21 protein-coding genes are annotated in these 24,009 nt (G+C 72.3%); 13 read left to right on the top strand and 8 right to left on the bottom strand.

The window, feature by feature from the left end:
- The first annotated feature begins 186 nt into the window (after positions 1 to 186).
- From FDO69_RS04780 to FDO69_RS04765, 4 genes are all read left to right on the top strand, one after another.
- The gene (locus FDO69_RS04780; RefSeq protein ID WP_104778449.1) at positions 187 to 582 is read left to right on the top strand and encodes a cell division protein SepF; all 396 of its coding nucleotides are present in this window, start codon (positions 187 to 189) and stop codon (positions 580 to 582) included.
- 144 nt (positions 583 to 726) lie between these two features.
- Complete coding sequence (locus tag FDO69_RS04775) at positions 727 to 1,941, top strand: AAA family ATPase (protein ID WP_104778448.1); 1,215 nt, start codon at positions 727 to 729, stop codon at positions 1,939 to 1,941.
- Positions 1,934 to 2,293 carry a nucleotide pyrophosphohydrolase gene (locus FDO69_RS04770; RefSeq protein ID WP_170320838.1) on the top strand — a complete coding sequence of 120 codons (360 nt, stop codon included), beginning with the start codon at positions 1,934 to 1,936 and terminating at the stop codon, positions 2,291 to 2,293. The genes FDO69_RS04775 and FDO69_RS04770 overlap by 8 nt, the downstream gene beginning before the upstream one ends.
- Before the next feature lie 211 nt (positions 2,294 to 2,504).
- Positions 2,505 to 2,975, top strand: a complete 471-nt coding sequence (locus FDO69_RS04765; RefSeq protein WP_104778447.1) for a DUF6099 family protein — start codon at positions 2,505 to 2,507, stop codon at positions 2,973 to 2,975.
- Positions 2,976 to 3,187: 212 nt separating this feature from the next.
- On the opposite strand, the gene FDO69_RS41065 is transcribed toward FDO69_RS04765, so the two are convergent.
- Positions 3,188 to 3,361, bottom strand: coding sequence for a hypothetical protein (locus FDO69_RS41065; protein ID WP_167526519.1), 174 nt, complete (start codon positions 3,359 to 3,361; stop codon positions 3,188 to 3,190).
- Between the two features lie 239 nt (positions 3,362 to 3,600).
- Between FDO69_RS41065 and FDO69_RS04760 the strand changes: the two genes are divergently transcribed.
- The 5 genes from FDO69_RS04760 (at position 3,601) to argF (ending at position 11,229) form a co-directional block, all read left to right on the top strand.
- Positions 3,601 to 4,521 carry an LLM class F420-dependent oxidoreductase gene (locus FDO69_RS04760; protein WP_104778446.1) on the top strand — a complete coding sequence of 307 codons (921 nt, stop codon included), beginning with the start codon at positions 3,601 to 3,603 and terminating at the stop codon, positions 4,519 to 4,521.
- Positions 4,522 to 4,679: 158 nt separating this feature from the next.
- On the top strand, positions 4,680 to 6,143 hold the full coding sequence (locus tag FDO69_RS04755; protein WP_104778445.1) for a 3' terminal RNA ribose 2'-O-methyltransferase Hen1: 1,464 nt from the start codon (positions 4,680 to 4,682) through the stop codon (positions 6,141 to 6,143).
- Entirely contained in the window at positions 6,140 to 8,716 is a 2,577-nt protein-coding gene (locus FDO69_RS04750) for a polynucleotide kinase-phosphatase (RefSeq protein WP_104778444.1), read from the top strand. Before FDO69_RS04755 ends, FDO69_RS04750 begins: the two co-directional genes overlap by 4 nt.
- A 132-nt stretch (positions 8,717 to 8,848) precedes the next feature.
- Positions 8,849 to 10,072 carry an arginine deiminase gene (locus FDO69_RS04745; protein WP_104778443.1) on the top strand — a complete coding sequence of 408 codons (1,224 nt, stop codon included), beginning with the start codon at positions 8,849 to 8,851 and terminating at the stop codon, positions 10,070 to 10,072.
- A gap of 149 nt (positions 10,073 to 10,221) precedes the next feature.
- Positions 10,222 to 11,229: an ornithine carbamoyltransferase gene (gene argF, locus FDO69_RS04740; RefSeq protein WP_104778442.1), complete on the top strand. Its 1,008-nt coding sequence runs from the start codon at positions 10,222 to 10,224 to the stop codon at positions 11,227 to 11,229.
- Between the two features lie 65 nt (positions 11,230 to 11,294).
- On the opposite strand, the gene FDO69_RS04735 is transcribed toward argF, so the two are convergent.
- On the bottom strand, positions 11,295 to 11,762 hold the full coding sequence (locus tag FDO69_RS04735) for an ATP-binding protein (RefSeq protein ID WP_104778441.1): 468 nt from the start codon (positions 11,760 to 11,762) through the stop codon (positions 11,295 to 11,297).
- A gap of 308 nt (positions 11,763 to 12,070) precedes the next feature.
- On the opposite strand from FDO69_RS04735, the gene FDO69_RS04730 reads away from it, so the two are divergent.
- The 4 genes from FDO69_RS04730 (at position 12,071) to FDO69_RS04715 (ending at position 17,575) form a co-directional block, all read left to right on the top strand.
- Positions 12,071 to 12,898, top strand: coding sequence for an enoyl-CoA hydratase family protein (locus FDO69_RS04730; RefSeq protein WP_104778440.1), 828 nt, complete (start codon positions 12,071 to 12,073; stop codon positions 12,896 to 12,898).
- Positions 12,883 to 15,285 (top strand): bifunctional salicylyl-CoA 5-hydroxylase/oxidoreductase, encoded by a 2,403-nt coding sequence (locus tag FDO69_RS04725; RefSeq protein ID WP_420878487.1) that lies wholly within the window; start codon positions 12,883 to 12,885, stop codon positions 15,283 to 15,285. Before FDO69_RS04730 ends, FDO69_RS04725 begins: the two co-directional genes overlap by 16 nt.
- Positions 15,286 to 15,295: 10 nt before the next feature.
- Positions 15,296 to 16,246 (top strand): RNA polymerase sigma factor SigJ, encoded by a 951-nt coding sequence (gene sigJ, locus FDO69_RS04720; protein ID WP_104778439.1) that lies wholly within the window; start codon positions 15,296 to 15,298, stop codon positions 16,244 to 16,246.
- Positions 16,247 to 16,360: 114 nt separating this feature from the next.
- Complete coding sequence (locus tag FDO69_RS04715; protein ID WP_104778438.1) at positions 16,361 to 17,575, top strand: NAD(P)/FAD-dependent oxidoreductase; 1,215 nt, start codon at positions 16,361 to 16,363, stop codon at positions 17,573 to 17,575.
- Positions 17,576 to 17,596: 21 nt separating this feature from the next.
- On the opposite strand, the gene FDO69_RS04710 is transcribed toward FDO69_RS04715, so the two are convergent.
- From FDO69_RS04710 to FDO69_RS04685, 6 genes are all read right to left on the bottom strand, one after another.
- A complete protein-coding gene (locus FDO69_RS04710; protein WP_104778437.1) occupies positions 17,597 to 18,670 on the bottom strand; it encodes an ABC transporter ATP-binding protein in 1,074 nt (357 codons plus the stop codon).
- Positions 18,667 to 19,521 (bottom strand): molybdate ABC transporter permease subunit, encoded by an 855-nt coding sequence (gene modB / locus FDO69_RS04705; protein ID WP_104778436.1) that lies wholly within the window; start codon positions 19,519 to 19,521, stop codon positions 18,667 to 18,669. Before modB ends, FDO69_RS04710 begins: the two co-directional genes overlap by 4 nt.
- On the bottom strand, positions 19,518 to 20,333 hold the full coding sequence (gene modA / locus FDO69_RS04700; RefSeq protein ID WP_104778435.1) for a molybdate ABC transporter substrate-binding protein: 816 nt from the start codon (positions 20,331 to 20,333) through the stop codon (positions 19,518 to 19,520). The genes modB and modA overlap by 4 nt, the downstream gene beginning before the upstream one ends.
- 147 nt (positions 20,334 to 20,480) lie before the next feature.
- Positions 20,481 to 21,272, bottom strand: coding sequence for a ribonuclease BN (locus tag FDO69_RS04695; protein WP_104778434.1), 792 nt, complete (start codon positions 21,270 to 21,272; stop codon positions 20,481 to 20,483).
- Between the two features lie 186 nt (positions 21,273 to 21,458).
- Positions 21,459 to 22,271 carry a PaaX family transcriptional regulator gene (locus FDO69_RS04690; RefSeq protein ID WP_104778433.1) on the bottom strand — a complete coding sequence of 271 codons (813 nt, stop codon included), beginning with the start codon at positions 22,269 to 22,271 and terminating at the stop codon, positions 21,459 to 21,461.
- A 15-nt stretch (positions 22,272 to 22,286) separates the two neighbouring features.
- The gene (locus FDO69_RS04685) at positions 22,287 to 23,897 is read right to left on the bottom strand and encodes an AMP-binding protein (protein ID WP_104778432.1); all 1,611 of its coding nucleotides are present in this window, start codon (positions 23,895 to 23,897) and stop codon (positions 22,287 to 22,289) included.
- Between the last annotated feature and the right edge of the window lie 112 nt (positions 23,898 to 24,009).

The raw sequence follows: 24,009 nt of genomic DNA, 5'->3' as shown, positions 1-24,009 counted from the left end.
ACGGTACGAATCGCCCGTTACGCCTCTGTCACACGGCTTGATCATCGGGAGTTACGCCCGTCACACAGCCGCCTTCCGGCCGTTGTGAGGTGCAATGAGGTCGCGGAGCGTGTCGCATTGGGCCGAACGGGTGACTCTGCGCAAGAATTGCCCGATGCAGACAGCGAGCGCGAGCCAGGACGGAGCATGCCGGTGAACAGCCACGATGTCACCGACGAACAGTGGGAGGGGCTCGCTCAGGTCGTGCCGCTGCGGGGCCGGGACGCCTGGCCGTCCGCCGTGGGCCACCGGTCCATACCGGAGGCCGAGACGGAGACCCGCCGCCGTTTCGTCGTCCTGCGCGTCAACGTCTTCGCGGACGCCCGGGACGTCGCCGAGCGGCTGATGGCGGGCGTCCCCGTCCTCCTCGACCTGACCGGCGCGGAGACGGAGGTCGCCAAGCGGGTCCTCGACTTCAGCACGGGCGTGGTCTTCGGCCTGGCCAGCGGGATGCACCGGGTGGACCGCAACGTGTTCCTGCTGACACCGGCGGGGACCGAGGTGACCGGGTTGATGGAAGGGGCGGGGCTCCCCGGGGCGTGACCGTAGCTCGTTCGTAGGAAGCCCTCGAAGACGGAACGGTTCGTCCCACCGGCGGACCCATACCGTCCGGACATGACCCAGCCCGCTCGTCCGGACATGCCCCAACCTGCTCGTCCGGACATGCCCCAGCCCGCTCGTCGGGACATGCCCCAGCACACTCTCCCCGGCCGGCCCGTGCCCCTTGACCGGCCGGCTCTCCGCGACCGGCCCGCCGCATCCGTCCCACCCGCCCTCCCCGTCCACCCCGACCGCCCCCGCGTCACCGAACTGCGTCTGGCCGCCTTCACCAGCCACCGCCGCGCCGCGTTCCCGCTCGGGCCCCTCACCCTGCTCGCCGGCCGAAGCGGCTGCGGCAAGACCAGCGCGCTGCGGGCGTACGAGGCCCTCGCCCGGCTCGGGGGCGGTGCCGAGCTCGGTGAGGCGTTCCCCGACCCGGTCGCCTGTGTGCCGGAGCGGGCCCGGCCCGACGCGCAGCGCCGCCGCGGCTTCCGCATCGGCTGCACGGCCGACGGCCCCGCCGGCCCGGTCCGTCTCGACGTGGCCGTACAGGCCGAGCCGGAACTGCGTGTCGTGGGCGAGCGGTTGACGTCCGACGGGCTGGTCCTCCTGGAGACCGCCCTGCGCGATCCGGGCAAGCGTGCCGTGCAGGCCGCCTGGCACACGGCCGGGCCGACGTCCGTGACCCGCGGCCCGCTCCCGGACGACCGGCTCGGCACCCCCCTGCTGCCCCTGCGCGTCGCCGGCAAGACACCGGGGCAGCGCAGGGTGCTGGCGGCGGCCGAGCAGATGGTCGTCGCCCTGCGCTCCGCCTTCGCCTGCGACCCCGAACCCTCCCGCATGCGCGACCCCGTGGCGGCCGGCTCCGGCCACCTCCGGAGCGGCTGCGGCAACCTCGCGGACGTGCTGTGGCGCACCCGGGCCGAGTGCGGGCGGCGGCACGCACAGCTCGTGGCGGCGGTGCGGGCCGGGTGCGGCGGGCCGGTGGAGGACGTGCTCGCCCGGCTGGACGGTGACGGAACGGTCGCCGCCGCCGTCGACCGGGGCGACGGCTTCCACACGGCCCTGGGCCGGCTCGGCCACGGCGAACTCCGCTACCTCGCCTTCGCGCTGGTCCTCCTGACCGGACCGGGTGTGCTGGAGGTCGACCCGGCCGGCGAGGTGCCCGCCGCCCTGCAGTCGCTCACTGTTCTCGCCGACGGCTTCGACCGGGGCCTGGACCCGCGGCAACGGCGGGAACTGCTGGGCCTCGCGGCCCGGATGTGCGAGCGGGGGCACATCCGGCTCGTCGGCGCGGTCAGCGACGGTTCGTGGGCCGCCGGGACGGAGGGGGTCACGGTGGTACACCTGGACCGTGACTGATCCACTGGACGCATCGCAGCCCGGCCCCCACGGCGAACCCCTCGACGTGGCGACACTGCAACGCCGGCTGGCCGAGTTCGCCGCCGCGCGGAACTGGCAGCCGTACCACACCCCCAAGAACCTGGCCACGGCCCTCAGCGTCGAGGCGTCCGAACTGGTCGAGATCTTCCAGTGGTTGACGCCCGAGGAGTCGGACCGGGTCATGGCCGACCCGGACACCGCGCACCGCGTCACCGACGAGGTCGCCGACGTGCTCGCGTATCTGCTCCAGCTGTGCGAGGTGCTCGGCGTCGACCCGCTGGCGGCGCTGGACGCGAAGATCGACCGGAACGAGCGGAGGTTTCCGATCTAGCGGGACCCGGACCTGATGCCCCCGGCTGCCTGGAGTAGAGGACTCCACTTGTACGCTCAGTAATCGAATCACGGACCGAATCCGAATTGTTGTCCGCAGATTTCCGCCTTCCTCTGGCTTTTCGTCTCACGCGCCCTCACGCTGGGTAGTGAACAGGGGAGTGCGGGCAGACGGGACGCGCACAGCGCGTCGGACAAGACGGGGGCAGCGCATGGACGCGGTGCGGCTCATCGTGACGAGCAGGCGGTCCCTGGCGGCGGGCGGCGACGCGCGGGAGACCCTGGCCGAGGTGTGGCAGGCGCAGGCCCTCGCGCAGGCCATCGGCAGCCGCCTCGCGGTCGCCGGACCACCCGAACTGCGCGGCGAGGCATTGGGGTTGACGGAGCTGGCGGGCCGGGGCTGCGGTGTCCTCGACCCGCCGGTGCTGGCCCCCGGTGAGCTGCTGGCGGGCCAGCTCACCGAGCTGGGCGACGCCCGCCACACCCTGATGTACCTCGGCGGCCTCCTCGGCGAGGTCGGCATCGCCCTGGTCGCCCTGGCCAGCGCCGCCGACGACGAGGGCACGTACTGGCAGTGCATGGAGGCCATCGACGCGGCGGACGAGTCCCGCGACCGCGTCCTGGAGATGCTCCGCAGACTCGCGGACCGGGAACAGGCGCTGCCGGAAAGAGAAGCGGGGTAGGCGGACGGGGCAGGGAGTGGGGACTCTCCTGAGCCGAGCGGGAGGATCCGTGGGACTCTCCTGAGTCGAGCGCGGGGAGCCGTGGGACTCTCCCGGGCCGAGCGCGGGGAGCCGCGGGACTCGTCCTGAGCCGAGCGCGGGGATCCGCAGGACTTTCCTGAGCTGGGTGGGGGAGGCGGGACCCGCTCGGCCGGCTGGGGGGTCCCTGGCCCCTAGCCCGCCTGCCCCTCCTCGATGACCCCCCGTTCGACATCCCCCGCCGCCTGAAGGTCCGCGTTGAACGCCGACAAGTCCGCGTTCAACGCCGCCATCAGCTCCTCCATCTGCTGCAACAGCCCTTTCGGCTGCCCGGTCCCGCCCTGCTGCGGCACGGTCTCTTCGGACATGACGGCCTCCTCGGCCCCCGGCCCCCGGGGAGGCCGACGCGGGTGACGCCCCGGCGGTCCACCCCCCGGTGCGGAAGCCGGGGGCTCCGGCTCCGCCCGAGCCAACGATCACCATCGGGGCCGGTCACTGGCCCGGTCGCCCGGGCCCTGCGGTATTGACGTAATTTCACCCGACCGGGGACCGGACGGTACGGGGGACCGACCGCGTGATCGCACACCCCGGCGTGCAGGATGGAAGCATGGATCTGCGCATCTTCACCGAGCCCCAGCAGGGGGCCACCTACGACACTCTGCTCACCGTCGCCAAGGCCACCGAGGACCTCGGCTTCGACGCCTTCTTCCGCTCCGACCACTATCTGCGCATGGGCAACGTGGACGGCCTGCCCGGCCCCACCGACGCCTGGATCACCCTGGCCGGACTCGCCCGCGAGACCAAGCGCATCCGGCTCGGCACCCTGATGACCGCCGGCACCTTCCGGCTGCCCGGTGTGCTCGCCATCCAGGTCGCGCAGGTCGACCAGATGTCCGGCGGCCGCGTCGAACTCGGCCTCGGCGCCGGCTGGTTCGAGGAGGAGCACAAGGCCTACGGCATCCCCTTCCCGAAGGAGAAGTTCGCCCGCCTCGAGGAGCAGCTGGAGGTCGTCACCGGTCTGTGGGGGACGGCCCCCGGCAAGACCTTCGACTTCCACGGCACCTACTACGACCTCTCGGACTCTCCCGCCCTGCCCAAGCCGGCCCAGCAGAAGATCCCCGTGCTCGTCGGCGGCCACGGCCCGTCCCGCACCCCGCGGCTGGCCGCCAAGTACGCCGACGAGTTCAACATGCCCTTCGGCTCCGTCGAGGACAGCGAGCGCCAGTTCGGCCGGGTCCGCGCCGCCGCTGAGGAAGCGGGCCGCGGCGACGAGCTGACGTACTCCAACGCCCTCGTGGTCTGCGTCGGCCGGGACGACGCGGAGGTGGCCCGCCGGGCCGCCGCGATCGGCCGTGAGGTCGACGAGCTGAAGCTCAACGGCCTGGCCGGCTCCCCGGCCGAGGTCGTCGACAAGATCGGCCGCTACGCCGCGGTCGGCTCCCGCCGCATCTACCTCCAGGTCCTCGACCTCGACGACCTCGACCACCTGGAGCTGATCTCCGCACAGGTGCAGTCGCAGCTGGCGTAACAGGCCCCGCCTGGCCGCCCTCGTTAAACGAAGGCGCTGGTGGGCACAGGTGTGCGAAGCTGTGGACGTCGTCCTGCCGAGCCCCCAGGATCACCCTTCCTGGGGGCTCTCGCGCGCACGGCACCGACACCGTCCACCCAGCCGGAGAGGCCCTCCGCATGTTCCTGACGATCACGACCACCGGCACGCCGGAACGCCCCGCCACCGACCTCGGCTACCTGCTGCACAAGCATCCCGACAAGGCGCAGGCGTTCTCCACCTCCTACGGCACGGCCCACGTCCTCTACCCCGAGGCCGAGGCCGGGCGCTGCACGGCGGCGCTGCTGCTGGAAGTGGACGCGGTGGCACTGGTCAGGCGCGGCAAGGGCAAGGGGCGCGGCGGTGCCCCGGACGCGGCCCTCGCGCAGTACGTCAACGACCGCCCCTACGCGGCCTCCTCCCTGCTCGCCGTGGCGCTGAGCAGCGTCTTCTCCAGTGCGATGAAGGGCGTCTGCAATGCCCGGCCGGAGCTGCCCGGCCAGGCCAGGCCGCTGCGCGTCGAGGTGCCCGCGGTGCCCGCCCGGGGCGGCCCCGACCTCGTGCGCAAGCTCTTCGAGCCGCTCGGCTGGGCCGTCACCGTCGAGCCGGTGGCACTGGACACCGAGTTCCCCGAGTGGGGCGATTCGCGGTACGTGAGCCTCGTGCTGGAATCGGACACGTTCACCCTCGCCGAGGCCCTGCGCCATCTCTACGTCCTGCTCCCCGTCCTCGACGACGCCAAGCACTACTGGGTCGCCCCCGACGAGGTCGACAAGCTGCTGCGCGTCGGTGAGGGCTGGCTGCCCGGCCACCCGGAGCAGCGGCTGATCACCAGCCGCTACCTCTCGCGCCGCTGGTCGCTGACCCGGCAGGCCACCGAGCGTCTGGAGCTGGTGCGCCTCGCCGAGGCCGACGACAGCGAGGTCGAGGAGATCGACAACGCCGTCGAGGCGGAGACCGAGGCCGAGGAGAAGCCGACCCCGCTGGCCGTGCAGCGCCGCGAGGCGATCGTCACGGCGCTGAGGCAGTCCGGAGCCGCCCGGGTCCTCGATCTCGGCTGCGGCCAGGGACAGTTGGTGCAGACGCTGCTCAAGGACCCGGCGTTCACGGAGATCGTGGGCGTGGACGTGTCGATGCGGGCGCTCACCATCGCCTCCCGGCGCCTCAAGCTGGACCGCATGGGCGAGCGGCAGGCCTCCCGCGTCCAGCTCTTCCAGGGCTCGCTCGCGTACACCGACGTCAGGCTCAAGGGCTACGACGCCGCCGTGCTCAGCGAGGTGATCGAGCACCTCGATCTGCCCCGGCTGCCCGCCCTGGAGTACGCGGTGTTCGGCTCCGCGCGCCCGAGGACGGTCCTCGTCACCACCCCGAACGTCGAGTACAACGTGCGCTGGGAGTCCCTCCCGGCCGGCCATGTCCGGCACGGCGACCACCGCTTCGAGTGGACCCGCGAGGAGTTCCGCGCCTGGGCGGAGGCGGTGGCCGAACGGCACGGCTACGCAGTCGAGTTCGTCGCCGTGGGCCCCGACGACCCCGAGGTGGGGCCGCCCACCCAGATGGCCGTGTTCACGATGACCACCCCGAAGGAGGCGAAGGCGGCATGACCGACGAGACGCAGGGGCGCGTGCTGCCCGTCACCGACCTGTCCCTGGTGGTACTGGTCGGGGCCACCGGCTCCGGCAAGTCCACCTTCGCCCGCAGGCACTTCAAGCCCACCGAGGTCATCTCGTCCGACTTCTGCCGCGGCCTCGTCTCGGACGACGAGAACGACCAGGGCGCCACCAAGGACGCCTTCGACGTCCTGCACTACATCGCGGGCAAGCGCCTGGCCGCCGGCCGCCGCACGGTCGTGGACGCGACCAGCGTGCAGTCCGACGCCCGCCGCCAGCTGATCGACCTGGCCAAGCGGTACGACGTGCTGCCGATCGCGATCGTGCTCGACGTGCCCGAGGAGGTGTGCGCCGAACGCAACGCGGCCCGCACCGACCGCGCCGACATGCCCCGCCGGGTCATCCACCGCCACACCCGCGAACTGCGCCGCTCCCTGCGGCACCTGGAGCGCGAGGGCTTCCGCAAGGTGCACATCCTGCGGGGCGTGGACGAGGTCGAGCACGCCACGGTCGTCACCGAGAAGCGCTTCAACGACCTGACCCACCTGACCGGCCCGTTCGACATCATCGGCGACATCCACGGCTGCGCCGCCGAACTGGAGGCGCTGCTGGCCAAGCTGGGCTACGTCGACGGCGTCCACCCGGAGGGCCGTACGGCCGTCTTCGTCGGCGACCTGGTCGACCGCGGTCCGGACAGCCCCGGCGTGCTGCGCCGCGTGATGGCGATGGTGAAGTCCGGCAACGCCCTGTGCGTGCCCGGCAACCACGAGAACAAGTACGGCCGTTACCTGCGCGGCCGCAAGGTCCAGCACACCCACGGCCTCGCCGAGACCATCGAGCAGATGGCGGGCGAGAGCGAGGAGTTCGTCGCCGAGGTACGGGAGTTCCTCGATGGTCTCGTCAGCCACTACGTCCTCGACGGTGGCCGGCTGGTCGTCTGCCACGCCGGTCTGCCCGAGAAGTACCACGGCCGCACCTCCGGCCGGGTCCGCAGCCACGCCCTGTACGGCGACACCACCGGGGAGACCGACGAGTTCGGCCTGCCGGTGCGCTACCCCTGGGCGGAGGACTACCGGGGCCGGGCCGCCGTCGTCTACGGCCACACTCCGGTGCCGGAGGCGACCTGGCTCAACAACACCATCTGCCTGGACACCGGCGCGGTCTTCGGCGGCAAGCTCACCGCGCTGCGCTGGCCGGAGCGTGAGCTGGCCGACGTCCCGGCGGAGCAGGTCTGGTACGAGCCGGCCAAGCCGCTGCGTTCCGAGGCGCCCGGGGGGCAGGACGGCCGCCCGCTGGACCTGGCGGACGTGCGGGGCCGCAGGGTCGTGGAGACCCGGCACCAGGGCCGCGTTGCGATCCGCGAGGAGAACGCGGCGGCGGCCCTGGAGGTGATGAGCCGCTTCGCGGTGGACCCGCGTCTGCTGCCGTACCTCCCGCCGACCATGGCGCCGACGGCCACGAGCCACGTCGAGGGCTACCTGGAGCACCCCGCGGAGGCCTTCGCCCAGTACAAGGACGACGGTGTCGCGCGGGTCGTGTGCGAGGAGAAGCACATGGGTTCGCGGGCGGTGGCCCTGGTGTGCCGCGACACGGATGCGGCACGCAAGCGGTTCGGTGTCGGGGGCACCTCCCGCTCGGGCGCAGCCGAGGGTGGGGGAGGCCCCACGGGGTCCCTCTACACGCGCACCGGTCGCCCCTTCCTGGACGACGAGGCCCTCACCGAGGAGATCCTGGACCGGGTGCGCACGGCGATCGGCGAGGCCGGCCTCTGGGACGAACTGGAGACGGACTGGCTGTTGCTGGACGCCGAGCTGATGCCCTGGTCGCTGAAGGCGTCCGGGCTGCTGCGGTCGCAGTACGCCGCCGTGGGCGCCGCGTCCGGCGCGGTGCTCCCGCGGGCGCTGGCCGCGCTCCAGGGCGCGGCGGCACGCGGCGTGGACGTGGCCGGTCTGCTGTCGCGCACCGGTGAACGCGCCACGGACGCCGCCGCGTTCACCGAGGCGTACCGCCGCTACTGCTGGACCACCGACGGCCTGGAGGGCGTGCGCCTGGCACCGTTCCAGATCCTCGCGGTGCAGGGACGCAACCTCGCCGGCCTGCCGCACGACGAGCAGCTCGCCCTGCTCGACCGGCTCGTCGAGCACGACGGCAGCGGGCTCCTGCAGACCACCCGTCGGCTCTACGTCGACACCGCCGACCCGGAGTCGGTCCGGGCCGGCATCGACTGGTGGCTGGAGATGACCGGCCGCGGCGGCGAGGGCATGGTCGTCAAGCCCGTCGGCGCGGTGGTCCGCGACGGCCAGGGCCGCCTGGTGCAGCCCGGCATCAAGTGCCGCGGCCGCGAGTACCTGCGGATCATCTACGGCCCGGAGTACACGCGCCCGGAGAACCTCGCCCGGCTGCGCTCGCGGTTCCTCAACCACAAGCGGTCCCTGGCGATCCGCGAGTACGCCCTGGGCCTGGAGGCCCTGGACCGGCTGGCCGAGGGCGAGCCGCTGTGGCGGGTGCACGAGGCGGTGTTCGGGGTGCTGGCACTGGAGTCGGAGCCGGTGGACCCGAGGCTGTGAACGGGTGGGCGACGGTTTCGCCGTCGCCCACCCGCCCCACCCCGCCCGTTGTCGTCATTCGGACGCGAACAGAAGTGCGCCGAAACATGCAGGGTGCGCGTCAACCTGTGCCCGGGCGGTCAGGATGGAGGCATGGCATACCACGTCCACTCCGAGGCCGGGCGGCTGCGCCGCGTCATCCTGCACCGGCCCGATCTCGAGCTCAAAAGGCTCACCCCCAGCAACAAGACCTCGCTGCTCTTCGACGACGTGCTGTGGGTGCGCAGGGCCCGCGCCGAGCACGACGGGTTCGCCGATGTGCTGCGCGACCGCGGAGTCGCCGTCCACCTCTTCGGTGACCTGCTGGCCGAGACGCTGGAGGTGCCGGAGGCCAGATCCCTCGTCCTGGATCGGGTCTTCGACGAGAAGGAATACGGCCCGCTGGCCACCGATCCGCTCAGAGCCGCCTTCGAGAACATGCCCGCGCCCGACCTGGCCGAGGTCCTGATCGGCGGCATGACGAAACGCGAGTTCCTGGACGTGAACCCGGAGCCGACCTCCGTGCGCTTCCACGTCATGGAGCTGGACGACTTCCTGCTGGGCCCGCTGCCCAACCACCTCTTCACCCGCGACACCTCCGCCTGGATCTACGACGGGGTGTCCATCAACGCGATGCGCTGGCCCGCCCGGCAGCGCGAGACCGTGCACTTCGAGGCGATCTACCGGCACCACCCGCTGTTCCGCGACGAGACGTTCCACGAGTGGTCGAAGGGGCAGGCCGACTACCCGTCGACGATCGAGGGCGGGGACGTGCTGGTCATCGGTAACGGTGCCGTGCTCATCGGCATGAGCGAGCGCACCACCCCGCAGGCCGTGGAGATGCTCGCGCACAAGCTGTTCGCCGCCGGGTCCGCCGAGACGATCGTGGCCCTCGACATGCCCAAGCGGCGTGCCTTCATGCACCTCGACACCGTGATGACGATGGTCGACGGCGACACCTTCACCCAGTACGCGGGCCTCGGCATGCTCCGCTCGTACACCATCGAGCCGGGCGTCGGCGAGAAGGAGCTGAAGGTCACCGACCACCCGCCGGAGCACATGCACCGCGCGATCGCCGCCGCCCTCGGCCTGAACGAGATCCGGGTGCTGACCGCCACCCAGGACGTGCACGCGGCCGAACGCGAGCAGTGGGACGACGGCTGCAACGTCCTCGCCGTCGAACCCGGGGTCGTGGTCGCCTACGAGCGGAACTCCACCACCAACACCCACCTGCGCAAACAGGGCATCGAGGTGATAGAGATCCCGGGGAGCGAGCTGGGCCGGGGCCGGGGCGGGCCGCGGTGCATGAGCTGCCCGGTCGAACGTGATCCGGTGTAGCAGGCCCCTGGGGCCGGGCCCCTGCCCCCGCGACCCCCGCCTCTGGGACCCTGCCCCCCCGCGACCCTTGTCCGACAGGCTCGTATATACATGCTGAGGTTCGTATAGTATTCCAGTAGTCTGTGTCCCCGTATCCCTGGAGCGCCCTCATGGCGACTGTTCCGACCGCCCTCGCCGGCCGCCATCTCCTCAAAGAGCTGGACTTCACCGAGGAGGAGTTCCGCGGTCTGGTCGAGCTGGCCGCCGACCTGAAGGCCGCCAAGAAGGGCGGGATCGAACCGCGCTACCTCCAGGGCCGGAACATCGCGCTGATCTTCGAGAAGACCTCCACCCGCACCCGCTGCGCGTTCGAGGTCGCGGCCGCCGACCAGGGCGCCTCGACCACGTACCTCGACCCCTTCGGCTCCCAGATCGGGCACAAGGAGTCGGTCAAGGACACCGCGCGGGTGCTGGGCCGGATGTACGACGCGATCGAGTACCGGGGCGACAGCCAGCAGAAGGTGGAGGAGCTGGCGGCGTACGCCGGTGTTCCCGTCTACAACGGGCTCACCGACGACTGGCACCCCACCCAGATGCTCGCCGACGTACTGACCATGACCGAGCACTGCGCCAAGCCGCTCAGCGAGATCTCCTTCGCCTACCTCGGCGACGCCCGTTTCAACATGGGCAACTCCTACCTGGTCACCGGTGCCCTGCTCGGCATGGACGTACGGCTCGTCGCGCCGAAGGCGTACTGGCCGGCCGAGGAGATCGTCGAGCGGGCCCACGCGCTCGCGGTGACCAGTGGCGCCCGCATCACGCTCACCGAGACCGTGGACGAGGGCGTCCGCGGCGCCGACTTCGTCGCCACGGACGTCTGGGTCTCCATGGGTGAGCCGAAGGAGGTCTGGGCCGAGCGGATCACCGCCCTCGCCCCGTACGCCGTGACCATGGACGTCCTGCGCGCCACCGGCAACCCGGACGTGAAGTTCCTGCACTGCCTGCCGGCCTTCCACGACCTCGGCACCAGGGTCGGCCAGGAGATCCACGCGGCCTACGGCCTGGAGTACCTGGAGGTCTCCGACGAGGTCTTCGAGTCGGCCCACTCGGTCGTCTTCGACGAGGCGGAGAACCGGATGCACACCATCAAGGCGGTCATGGTGGCGACCCTGGCCTGAACGGGCCGTGCTGCGGCCGGCCCGTTGTGTCCTTCAGGGCCGCCGCATCTCCCGGCTCGCCCCGGTCACACCGACCGGCGCCGCTGAGCCGGCACCGCGGACAGCCTGAACCAGACCGCCTTGCCCGACTCGGTCGGCCGGTGCCCGCAGGAGGAGCTCAGGGCGCGGATCAACAGCAGCCCGCGCCCGTGCTCCTGCCAGGGGTCGGGCGGTCCGCCGGCCGGACAGGTGAGGTCACCGGGCGGAGCCGGGTCGGTGTCGTGCACCTCCACCTGGCAGCCCGACGGCATCAGCTCCACGACCAGCTCTATCGGCGTCTCGCCCGTGGTGTGCTCCACGGCGTTGGCCACCAGCTCCGCGGTCAGCAGCTCCGCGGTGTCGCAGTCCGCCCCGTGGTCCAGCTCGGTCAGCGCCGTACGGACCAGGGCACGGGCCACGGGCACCGCCGCTGCGGTGTGCGGCAGCGCGATGCGCCAGGAGGCGGGGGCTGAGGGGAGTTCGTACACGGCGGGTCCGTTCATGGAGCAGGACATCCTGCTTTCAACCTGATGAATGGTACGGCGCCGCTCTTCGGAGGCGTCCGAGGGGCACCGTCGGAGGCGTCCTTGCCCCCTTGCCGGACGGCTTACCCAGGTGAACGCGCCGCCGCGCACAGCTGCTCCCGCCGTTACGCCGGTGTGGACGATCTGTGACGGATGTAACCGGGCCAGGTCACGCCCGGCCCTCGCCGAAGTCCTACCCGAACGGTCTATCGCGTACTCATGACGACAGTCACGGATGAGTGATAGCTTCGAGGGGTAGAGCTCAGTGAGGCAGTGCCCGCCCGAGGAGGCCGCACGTCATGAGTCCCTTCACCGGCTCCGCCGCCCGCACCCCAGGCTGGGAGCATCTGCGCGTCGACGTCGCCGACGGCGTCGCGACCGTCACCCTCGCCCGCCCCGAGAAGCTCAACGCGCTCACTTTCGGCGCCTACGCCGACCTGCGTGACCTGCTCGCGGAGCTGTCCCGGGAGCGGTCCGTACGAGCCCTGGTGCTGGCCGGCGAGGGCCGCGGCTTCTGCTCCGGCGGCGACGTCGACGAGATCATCGGCGCGACGCTCGGCATGGACACCGCACAGCTGCTGGACTTCAACCGGATGACCGGCCAGGTGGTCCGCGCGATCCGGGAGTGCCCGTTCCCGGTGATCGCCGCCCTGCACGGCGTGGCGGCGGGCGCCGGAGCGGTCCTCGCCCTGGCCGCGGACTTCCGGATCGCCGATCCGACCACCCGCTTCGCCTTCCTCTTCACCCGCGTCGGCCTCTCCGGCGGCGACATGGGCGCGGCCTACCTGCTGCCCCGGGTCGTCGGCCTGGGCCACGCGACGCGCCTGCTGATGCTGGGCGACCCGGTCCGGGCCCTGGAGGCCGAGCGCATCGGCCTGATCAGCGAACTGACGGAGGAGGGTCGAGCGGACGAGACGGCCCGGCAACTGGCCCACCGCCTGGCGCAGGGCCCGGCCCTGGCGTACGCCCAGACCAAGGCGCTGCTCACGTCCGAACTGGACATGCCCCTGGCGGCGTCCATCGAACTCGACGCCTCGACCCAGGCCCTCCTGATGACGGGAGAGGACTACGCCGAGTTCCACGCCGCTTTCACTCAAAAGCGCCCTCCGAAATGGAGCGGACGATAGTGGACGTCCCTGAAGGAACGCGGGGCTGTGCTGATGTTGCGGCTACCGCCGCGCGGGCGCGACAAGTCACACCGCACCCGCACCCGCACCACGACACGAACCACCCCCTGCGCGTGGCCATCATCGGCGGCGGCCCCGGCGGCCTCTACGCCGCCGCACTCCTCAAACGCCTCGATCCGAACCGGGACATCACCGTCTGGGAACGCAACGCCCCCGACGACACCTTCGGCTTCGGCGTCGTCCTCTCCGACGAGACCCTCGGCGGCATAGAACACGCCGACCCGGAGGTCTTCGAGGCCCTACAGAGGGACTTCGTGCGCTGGGACGACATCGACATCGTCCACCGCGGCAACCGCCACACCTCCACAGGGCACGGTTTCGCGGCCCTGGGCCGCAAACGGCTGCTCGAAATCCTCCACACCCGCTGCCGCGACCTCGGTGTCGACCTCCGCTTCCACACCGAGGCCCCGGAAGACCTGCCGCACACCCACGACTTGGTCATCGCCGCCGACGGCGTCCACAGCACCACCCGCGAGACCCACGCGGACGTCTTCCGCCCCCGGGTGAGGACCCACCGCTGCCGCTACATCTGGCTCGCCGCCGACTTCCCCTTCGACTCCTTCCGCTTCGAGATCGCCGAGACCGAACACGGCGTCATGCAGCTCCACGGCTACCCCTACGCCCCCGACGCCTCGACGGTGATCATCGAGATGCGCGAAGAGGTCTGGCATGCGGCCGGTTTCGACGAGCTCGGCGAAGCGGAGTCGATCGAGCGCTGCGCCAAGATCTTCGCTGAGGCGCTCCGCGGCCGCCCCCTGAAGTCGAACAACTCCACCTGGACGACGTTCCGCACAGTGGTCAACGACCGTTGGTCGCACGGCAACGTCGTCCTCCTCGGGGACGCCGCCCACACCGCCCACTTCTCCATCGGCTCCGGCACCAAACTCGCCGTCGAGGACGCGCTCGCCCTGGCCGCCTGCCTGGAGGAGCAGGGCTCGCTGCCCGAGGCGCTGGCCGCCTACGAGGCGGAGCGGCGACCGGTCGTCGCCTCCACGCAACGTGCGGCCCGGGCCAGCCTGGAGTGGTTCGAGAACCTTCCCCTGTACCTGGACCAGCCGCCCCGCCAGTTCGCCTTCAACCTTCTCACCCGCAGCCGCCGCGTCACGCACGACAACCTGCGGCTGCGCGACGCCCGCTTCACACAGAAGGTGGAGCGCGAGTTCGGCTGCCCGCCCGGCACGCCCCCGATGTTCACGCCGTTCCGGCTGCGCGGACTGACCCTGCGCAACCGGGTCGTCGTCTCGCCCATGGACATGTACTCGGCCGTCGACGGCGTCCCCGGCGACTTCCACCTCGTCCACCTGGGCGCCCGGGCGCTGGGCGGGGCCGGGCTGGTGATGACCGAGATGGTGTGCGTCAGCGAGGAGGGCCGGATCACGCCCGGCTGCGCCGGCCTCTACACCGGACGGCAGGCCGAGGCCTGGAAGCGGATCACGAACTTCGTGCACACCCAGGCGCCCGGCACCGCCATCGGCGTGCAGCTCGGCCACAGCGGCCGCAAGGGCTCCACCAAACTGATGTGGGAGGGCATGGACGAACCGCTGGAGGAGGGCAACTGGCCGCTCGTGGCCCCCTCGGCGCTCCCGTACAAGCCGTTCAGCCAGACGCCGCGCGAGCTGTCCCGCGCGCAACTCACCGACATCAGGGAGCAGTTCACGGCATCGGCGGTCCGGGCCGCCCGGGCCGGTTTCGACCTGCTCGAACTGCACTGCGCGCACGGCTACCTGCTGTCCGGCTTCCTCTCCCCGCTGACCAACCGGCGCACCGACGCCTACGGCGGCTCCCTGGAGAAGCGGCTGCGTTTCCCGCTGGAGGTCTTCGACGCCGTACGGAACGTGTGGCCCGGGGAGCGGCCCATGACCGTCCGGGTCTCCGCCACCGACTGGGCCGAGGGAGGGACGAGTGCCGAGGACGCCGTCGAGATCGCCCGGGCCTTCGCCGCGCACGGCGCCGACGCGATCGACGTGTCGACGGGCCAGGTCGTCGCGGAGGAGCGGCCGGAGTACGGGCGGTCGTACCAGACGCCGTTCGCGGACCGGATCCGCCACGCGACCGGCATCCCCGTGATCGCGGTCGGCGCGATCTCCAGCTGGGACGACGTGAACTCCCTGATCCTCGCGGGCCGCACCGATCTCTGCGCCCTCGCCCGCCCCCACCTCTACGACCCCCACTGGACCCTGCACGCGGCGGCCGAGCAGGGCTACACGGGCCCGGGCGCGCCCTGGCCGGCCCCGTACCTGGCGGGCAGCCGCCGCCCCCAGACGGGTCGCCTGGACGCCCCCAAACCGCGACTGGATCTCGGAGGCGGTGACGCCCGCGGACGTTAGGATCCGTGGCATGCCCCTGACCCTGGACGACGTGGACCGGTTCGAAGCCTCCAGGCCGCGCCTGGAGGCCGTGGCCTATCGGATGCTCGGGTCGGCGAGCGAGGCCGAGGACGCCGTGCAGGAGACGTTTCTGCGCTGGCAGGGCGCCGACCCCGACCTCATCGAGGTCCCCGAGGCCTGGCTGACGAAGGTGCTCACCAACCTGTGCCTCAACCAGCTCACCTCGGCCCGTGCCCGGCGTGAGACCTACGTGGGGCAGTGGCTGCCCGAGCCGCTGCTCGCCGGGGACCGGATGCTCGGGCCCGCCGACACCGCCGAGCAGCGGGAATCGGTCTCGTACGCGGTGCTCGTCCTGCTGGAGCGCCTCTCCCCGAACGAGCGGGCGGTGTACGTCCTGCGGGAGGCCTTCGACTATCCGCACCGGGAGATCGCCGAGATCCTCGACATCACCGAGGCATCCAGCCAGCAGATCTTCCACCGCGCGAAGAAGCGCGTCGCGGACGGCAGGGCCCGCGCCCGCACCGAGGTCGACGAGACCGCCGCCCGGCGGATCATCGACGAGTTCCTCGCGGCCGCCGCCAGTGGAGAGACCGAGCCGCTCGTGCAGTTGCTCACCGGGGACGCCGTCGCGGTCGGCGACGGCGGGGGGAAGGTCCCGGCCCGCGCCAGGGCGTTCGAGGGTGCCCTCGCGGTCGCCAAGTTCATGCGGGGCCTGTTCAAGCCCAGCGCGGCCAAGCGCGCCCTGGTCGGCGGCTCGCCCGACGTCTACGCCTGGAGCGCCAACGGCGACCCCGCCCTCGTGGTGGTCGTCGACGGCCGGGTCATCGGCGTCATGTGCCTGGAGGTCACCCCGGACGGCATCGCCGCGTTCCGCAACCAGGTCAACCCCGACAAGCTCGAACGCGCGACCCGGCTGTGGGCCGCCCGTGACCACGGAGAGCCCCTGCTCAGGGTGTTCTGACCCCACCGGCCGCAGTGTGACGCGCATCACACCACATTCCTGTCAGGAAGCGGCGGGCCGCCCGGTTCAAGAGGCGAACCCGCTGAAGACAGCCGTCATGACAGGAGCTACGCCATGCAGCACCGCATCGTCGTCCTCGGAGCCGGCTACACCGGAGCCACCGCCGCCGGGCGCCTCGCCAAGCGACTGCACCGCGAGGACGTCGCCATCACCGTCGTCAACGCCGAGCCCGACTTCGTCGAGCGCGTCCGGATGCACCAGCTCGCAGCCGGCCAGGACCTCGCGCCCCGGCCGCTCGGTGAGATGTTCGAGGGCACCGGCGTCGCGCTGAAGCAGGGGAAGGTCACCGCCCTCGACGTGGACCTCAAGACCGTCACCGTCGCCGCCCTCGACGCGACCGGAGAGGCGAAGGACGAGGAGCTGGAGTACGACACCCTCGTGTACGCCCTCGGCAGCGGCTGGAACGACCAGGGCGTGCCCGGTACCGCCGAGCACGCCCACGAGATCGCCAGCCGCCCCGGCGCTCTCCGGCTGCGCGAGCGCCTGGCCGGCCTGGCCGCCGGGGAGTCCGTGGTCGTGGTCGGCGGCGGCCTCACCGGGGTGGAGGCGGCGACCGAGATCGCCGAGGCCCGCCCGGACCTCGACGTCGCCCTCGCCGTCCGCGGCGGATTCGGCGACTGGCTCTCGCCCAAGGGCGGCGGGCACCTGCGGAAGACCTTCGGCCGCCTCGGCATCACCGTCCACGAGAACACCGCCGTCACGGCCGTCGAGGCCGACCGCGTCACCACCGCCGACGGCGGGACGATCCCTGCCGCGGTCACCGTGTGGACCACGGGCTTCGCCGTCCACCCGATCGCACAGGCCACCGCCCTGGAGGTCTCCGGCACCGGCCAGATCGTGGTCGACGGGACCATGCGGTCGGTGTCGCACCCGGATGCGTACGCCGTCGGCGACGCGGCCCTGGCGATGGGCCCCGCAGACAAGCCGCTGCGGATGTCCTGCGCCTCGGGCGTCCCCACCGCCTGGCAGGCCGCCGACGCCATCGCGGCCCGCCTGACCGGCGGGAAGGTCCCGAACGTGCCGGTGCGCTACTTCAACCAGTGCATCTCGCTGGGCCGCAAGGACGGGTTGATCCAGTACGTCACCGCCGACGACCGTGCGGTGTCGGCGGCCCTGACAGGCCGGCTCGCCGCGCTCTACAAGGAGATCATCTGCAAGGGCGCGGCCTGGGGAGTCGCCCACCCGACCCTCCTGCCGGTCCGGCGCCGCCGCGTCGTGCAGGAGACCGTCGTCGTCCCGGAGGGCTCGCCGGTCAGGACGGCGGCCTGACCCGTGGGGACGCCGAGCGCCTCAGACCGGGTAGGCGTGGGTCTGTGCGGCCTTCACCGTCGCCCAGACCTCCGCCCCCGGATGGAGGCCGAGTTCGGCCGCGGCGACGGTCGTGAGGTCGGCCACGAGGGGCAGTTCACCGGTGAGGTCGGCCCGGATCTGGTCGCCGTGGGTCTCCATCCCGGCCACCTCGCAGCGCCACACGTTGCGGGCGCTGGAGCCGGTGGGCCGCTCGCGGTGGAGGGTGACCGCGCTCGGCGGGAACGCCACGAAGACCGGGCCGGACAGCACCTCGGTGGTGGTGAGGGACGGACCGTCGGCGAGCCGGACGCCGTGGCCGTCCGCCTCGCCCCGGTAGAGGTTCAGACCGACCAGCCGCGCGATGTAGTCCGTGCGGGGGTGGCGGGCGATGTCGGCCGGGGTGCCCTCCTGCACGACCCGGCCGTGCTCCACGACCACCAGCCGGTCGGCCAGCACCATCGCGTCGAGCGGATCGTGGGTGACCAGCACGGCCACCGCCTCGAAGTCGGCCAGGTGGCGCCGCAGCCGGGCGCGGACCTCCAGCCGGGTGCGGGCGTCCAGGGCCGCCAGCGGCTCGTCGAGCAGCAGCAGTCGGGGCCGGGTCGCCAGGGCCCGGGCGAGGGCGACGCGCTGGGCCTGGCCGCCCGAGAGCCTGCGCGGCTTGGCGCCGGTGTGCGCCGCGAGGCCCAGCCGGTCGAGCCACTCCGCGGCCTGTGCACGGGCCTCGGCCTTGGTGGCGCCCTGACAGCGAGGGCCGAAGGCGACGTTGTCGAGGGCCGTGAGGTGGGGGAAGAGCAGATAGTCCTGGAAGACGACCCCGACGGGCCGGGACTCCGGGGGCATGCGGTCCAGCTCCGTGCCGTCCAGTCGCAGATGGCCGTCGGTGAGCGGGGTCAGGCCGGCCAGGACCCGCAGCGCGGTGGTCTTGCCGGCGCCGTTCGGCCCGAGCAGGGCGACGACCTCGCCGGGCGCGACCGCGAGTGCCACGTCGAGGCGGAAGGTGCCCCGGTCCACGACGAGGCGGGCGTCGAGTCCGTCCACGGAGGGGCCGGTGGCGGTGCGGGTCCGGTTCATCCGGCGCTCATCCATCGGTCGCGCAACCCGGCGAGCACCACGATCGACACCGCCAGCAGCACCAGGCTGAGGGCTGTCGCGGCCTCCGGGTCGCTCTGCAGGGCCAGGTAGACGGCCAGGGGCATGGTCTGGGTGCGGCCGGGGAAGTTGCCGGCGAAGGTGATCGTCGCGCCGAACTCGCCGAGCGCCCGGGCCCAGGCGAGGACCGCGCCCGCCGCGATGCCGGGTGCGATGAGGGGCAGTGTGACGCGGCGGAACGCGGTGAAGCGGGAGGCGCCCAGGGTGGCGGCCGCCTCCTCGTAGCGCGGGTCGGCGGCCCGCAGGGTGCCCTCGACGCTGATCACGAGGAAGGGCATCGCCACGAACGCCTCCGCGATCACGACCCCGGCGGTGGTGAAGGGCAGCGTGATGCCGAACCACGAGTCCAGCCACTGCCCGACGATGCCGTTGCGGCCGAGCGCCATCAGCAGCGCCACACCGCCGACGACCGGAGGCAGGACGAGGGGCAGGGTGACGAGGGCGCGCACGAGGCCGCGGCCCGGGAAGTCGACCCTGGCCAGCAGCCAGGCCAGCGGCACGCCGATGACCAGGCTGACGCCGGTGGCAAGGGTCGCGCAGATCAGCGAGAGCTTGAGCGCCTGCCACACTTCCGGGCTGGTCAGCTGGGCGGGCAGGCTCTGCCACGGGGTCCGCACGAGCAGGGCGGCCAGCGGCACGATCAGGAACGCCAGGCCGAGCAGCGCGGGGATCAGCAGGGGCAGCGGGACTCCCGTGCGGACGCGCCGACGCCGCGGGGAACCGGGCCGGAGGGTGCCGGCCGCGGTGCGAGGCTTGTCGGTCGGGAGCGTCACGGCTTGAGGAACCCGGCCCCGCTCAGGACCTTCTGGCCCTCGGCGGACCGCACCAGCGCGATGAACGCCTTGGCGGCCTCGGCGTTCTTCGCGTCCTTGAGCAGGGCGATCGGGTAGTCGTTGACGGCGTCGGCGGACTCGGGGAACTCCACACCCGCCACCTTGTCACCCGCCGCGTGCACGTCCGTCCTGTAGACGACGGCGGCGTCGGCCTCCTTCAGCTCGACCTTCGTCAGCGCGGCCTTCACGTCCTGCTCGTACGAGACCGGCGTCAGCTTCAGCCTGCTCGCGTCGAGGGCCTTCTGCGCGGCGGCGCCGCACGGCACCTCCTCGTCGCAGAGCACGACCTTCAGGCCCGCCTTGGTCAGGTCCTTGAGCGAGGAGATCTTGCCGGGGTTGCCGGGCAGGGTGGCGATCTCCAGCTCGTTGCGGACGAAGGTCGCGGGAGCGCCCGAGGCGTCCTGGGCGTCCGTGACGATCTTCATCGTCTTGGGGCTGGCCGCGGCGAAGACGTCGGCCGGAGCGCCGCCCGTGATGCTCGCGGCGAGGGAGTCGCTGCCGCCGAAGCTGAAGGTGACCTTCGTGCCCGGGTGCTCCTTCTCGAACTGCTCGCCCAGCGTCGTGAAGCTCTCCTTCAGCGAGGCCGCGGCGAACACGGTCACCTCGCCGGAGGGCTCGCCCGACCCGGAGGAGTCCGGCTTCGCCGAGGAGTCCGAGCCGGACGACGAGCAGGCACTCAGGGCCAGCAGGGCGGCGGCTCCCCCCGCGGCCCACGGCAACGGGCGGCGGGTCCGGCGCACGGTACGGGTCATCACGGGTCTGCTCCCTCGGGTGACTATGCGCCGATGATAATGCCGCAGATGCGAGGAGAAACCCACCTGTGGATTCGCATGAGCAGGGCCGGAGATCCCTGGGGGTGGCATGTGCGTTCCTACGGTCGGGGTCGGCCGGAGCCGGGTCTACCCGGTACGGCTCCGGTGCCCGTGGTGCTCCAGGGCCCAGCGGCCGAGGAGCGCCCCGCCGTAGACGACGTAGCCCACGCCGATGAGCCAGGACTCCACGACCAGGACGACGCCCATCGCTCCGTAGCTGATCGCGTTGGTGACGATGAGGGGGGTGAAGACGAAGTAGGAGAACATGCGCAGGCCGCCCAGCCCCAGCATGGTGGCCAGCGCCCCCGGGAGCAGCTCGCGCCAGCGGACCTGCCCGCCCAGCAGGAAGCGCTGCCCCCACCAGAAGAACAGCACCCCGGACGCCGAGCTCAGCGCGATCCGCTCCGGCCCCGAGACGACGCTGCGCGTCTGCACCTCCTGGTACAGGTACGCGGTCATCGCGATCATCCACACCGCCTGCCGCCAGACGCGGTGCCACGGTCCCGAGGGCAGGCCCCAGATCCGCTCGTAGCCGTTCTGCACACTCCCGCCGAAGGCGACACCGAAGACGGCCAGCGCCACCCCGCCGAGCGCGCTCGTGGTGCCGATGACCTTGCGCGGCGGGCTGATGATGTCCGTGAGCACCCGCGCGGACCGCCCGGACAGCCCCATGCCGTCGGCCAGCCACGAGGCGAAACCGCCCCGCCCCAGAGGGTCGGCGGCGGCGACCACGATGAGCAGCGGAGCCAGCGTGACCAGAGCGAGCGTGGCGAACCCCGTGGCCCGGTGCATCAACTCCACGTCGCGGCCCTGTTGCACGAGGGTGTGGGCGCCGGCCCGCTCCCACCCGCCGTGCACCGAGCGGCCCAGCCGCCTCACGGGAGCCGGTCCGCGCCGACGTCTGCCGCTCTCGGGAGCCGGTCCGCGCGGGCGCAGGCCGTCCTCGGTGGTGTGGTGACGGTCATCCCTCGGTCCGCCTCCCGCCGCGTGCTCCGTCCACTCACGGACATCGTCGACCGTTCCACAGCGGAGCGGACGCGGCAATCCGGGCGGCGCCCGCGGGTGTCAGAGCCCCACGAACCCCGCCCCCGCGTCCCGCAGCCGCTCGTGCAGCCCCCGGAACACGGCCGACGAGCGGACTCCCGGCCAGTCGGCGGGGAGCAGCTCGGACGGCAGGCCCGGGTCGGTGTAGGGGAGATGGCGCCAGGAGTCCAGTGCGAGGAGGTAGTCCCGGTAGGCCTCTTCTGCCGGGGTGTCCTCGCGCTTCTCCCAGTCGCGCAGCACGCGCGCGTGGCGGTCGAGGAACGCCTCGTGCTCCTTGGCGATGGCCGCCAGGTCCCACCACCGGGCGACGGCCTCGGCGGTCGGGGCGAACCCGAGGTGGTCACCGCGGAACAAGTCGACGTACCCGTCGAGCCGCAGCCGCTGGAGCGTGTGCCGGGTCTCCTCGTACAGCCGCGCCGGCGCGATCCACACCCCCGGAGCGGCCGTGCCGAAACCGAGCCCGGCCAGCCGGGAGCGCAGCACGTGCCGCTTCTGCCGCTCCGACTCCGGCACGGAGAACACCGCGAGCACCCAGCCCTCGTCCTCCGGCGGGGCCGAGGCGTAGATGCGGCGGTCGCCGTCGTCGAGCAACTGACGGGCGTCCGGGGACAGTTCGTAACCGGCCGCGCCCTGGGCGGTGCGGGCCGGAACGAGCAGTCCGCGTCTCTTCAGCCGCGACACCGAGGAGCGTACGGACGGAGCGTCCACGCCGGCCGCGGCCAGCAGCCGGATCAGTTCGGCTACCGGCACGGGGCCCGGCACGAAGCGGCCGTACGCGCCGTAGAGCGTGACGATGAGAGACCGTGGTGCATGCTGGTCGGACACGTTGATCATCTTAGGTCGTACGGATCATTCCCGGTCGCGTTCCGGTACCCCCGGGGCGCGCAGTCTGAACCGCTGGAGCTTGCCGGTGGCCGTGCGTGGCAGCGCGTCCAGGAAGACGATCTCCCGCGGGCACTTGTAGGGCGCCAGTTCGCTCTTCACGAAGGCGCGCAGCGCCTCGGCGTCGCGTTCCGCGCCCTCCTTGAGGACGGCGAAGGCCAGCACGACCTGTCCGCGGGCCTCGTCGGGCCGTCCCACGACCGCCGCCTCGACCACGTCCGGGTGCCGCAGCAGCGCGTCCTCCACCTCGGGGCCGGCGATGTTGTACCCGGCCGAGATGATCATGTCGTCGGCGCGGGCGACGTAGCGGAAGTAGCCGTCGGGATCGCGGACGTAGGTGTCGCCGGTGACGTTCCAGCCGCCGCGCACGTAGTCCCGCTGCCGCGGGTCGGCGAGGTAGCGGCAGCCGACCGGGCCGCGCACGGCGAGCAGGCCCGGCTGCCCGTCGGGCACGGGTTCACCGTCCGCGTCCTGCACGCGCGCGTGCCAGCCCGGCACGGGCACGCCCGTGGTCCCGGGCCGGATCCGGTCGTCGGCCGCGGAGATGAAGATGTGCAGCAGCTCGGTGGCGCCGATGCCGTTGATGACGCGCAGGCCCGTGCGCTCGTGCCAGACCTGCCAGGTCGCCGCGGGGAGGTTCTCGCCGGCCGAGACACAGCGGCGCAGGGAGGAGACGTCGTGTCCGTCGAGTTCGTCGAGCATCGCGCGGTACGCCGTCGGGGCGGTGAACAGCACGGAGACCCGGTGCCGGGCGATGGCGGGCAGCAGCTGCCGGGGCCCGGCCTGTTCGAGGAGCAGCGCGCTCGCCCCGGCCCGCAGCGGGAAGACCACCAGCCCGCCGAGGCCGAAGGTGAAGCCCAGTGGGGGGCTGCCCGTGAACACGTCGCCGGGGCCGGGCTTCAGGACGTGCCGCGAGAAGGTGTCGGCGATCGCCAGGACGTCCCGGTGGACGTGCATGCACCCCTTGGGGCGGCCGGTGGTGCCGGAGGTGAAGGCGATCAGCGCCACGTCGTCGGCCGCCGTCGCGACGGCCGCGTACGGGGTGCCGGGCGCGGGGCGGTGCAGGAGGTCGTCCGGCGCGTCACCGCCGTAGGTCGTGATCCGCAGGCCCGGGATCTCGGCCTTGGCGAGGTCGTCGACGGCCCGGATGTCGCACAGGGCGTGCCGCACGCGGGCGATCTCGCACATCGTGCTCAGCTCGTGCGGGCGCTGTTGGGCGAGCACCGTCACCGCCACGGCCCCCGCCTTCAGCACCGCCAGCCAGCAGGCCGCGAGCCACGGGGTGGTGGGGCCGCGCAGCAGCACCCGGTTGCCGGGGACGACGCCGAGTTCGCCGGTGAGCAGATGGGCGACGCGGTCGACGCGGGCGCGCAGATCGCCGTACGTCCACCGCTCGCCGGTGTCGGTGAGGAACGCCGGGCGGTCGTCGGGCGGGCCGTTCAGCAGTTCGGCGGCGCAGTTGAGCCGTTCGGGGTAGTGCAGCTCCGGCAAGTCGAAGCGGAGCTCGGGCCATTGGTCCGGGGGTGGCAGATGGTCCCGGGCGAAGGTGTCGACGTGGGCCGTGCCCCGTGGGTTCATACGGTTCGCCCCCTTGGCGTGGTGGGCTCGCTCCTGGAGCGTATCGTGTTGGTGACGACAGTCAACGGTCCGCGATAGCCTCGGAGTGGCCCAGCCGGAACGCAGGGTGGCG

Origin of the sequence: Streptomyces tibetensis, assembly GCF_007655005.1 — a bacterium.
Lineage (GTDB): Bacteria > Actinomycetota > Actinomycetes > Streptomycetales > Streptomycetaceae > Streptomyces > Streptomyces tibetensis.
This window is presented reverse-complemented; position numbering and strand designations above follow the sequence as displayed.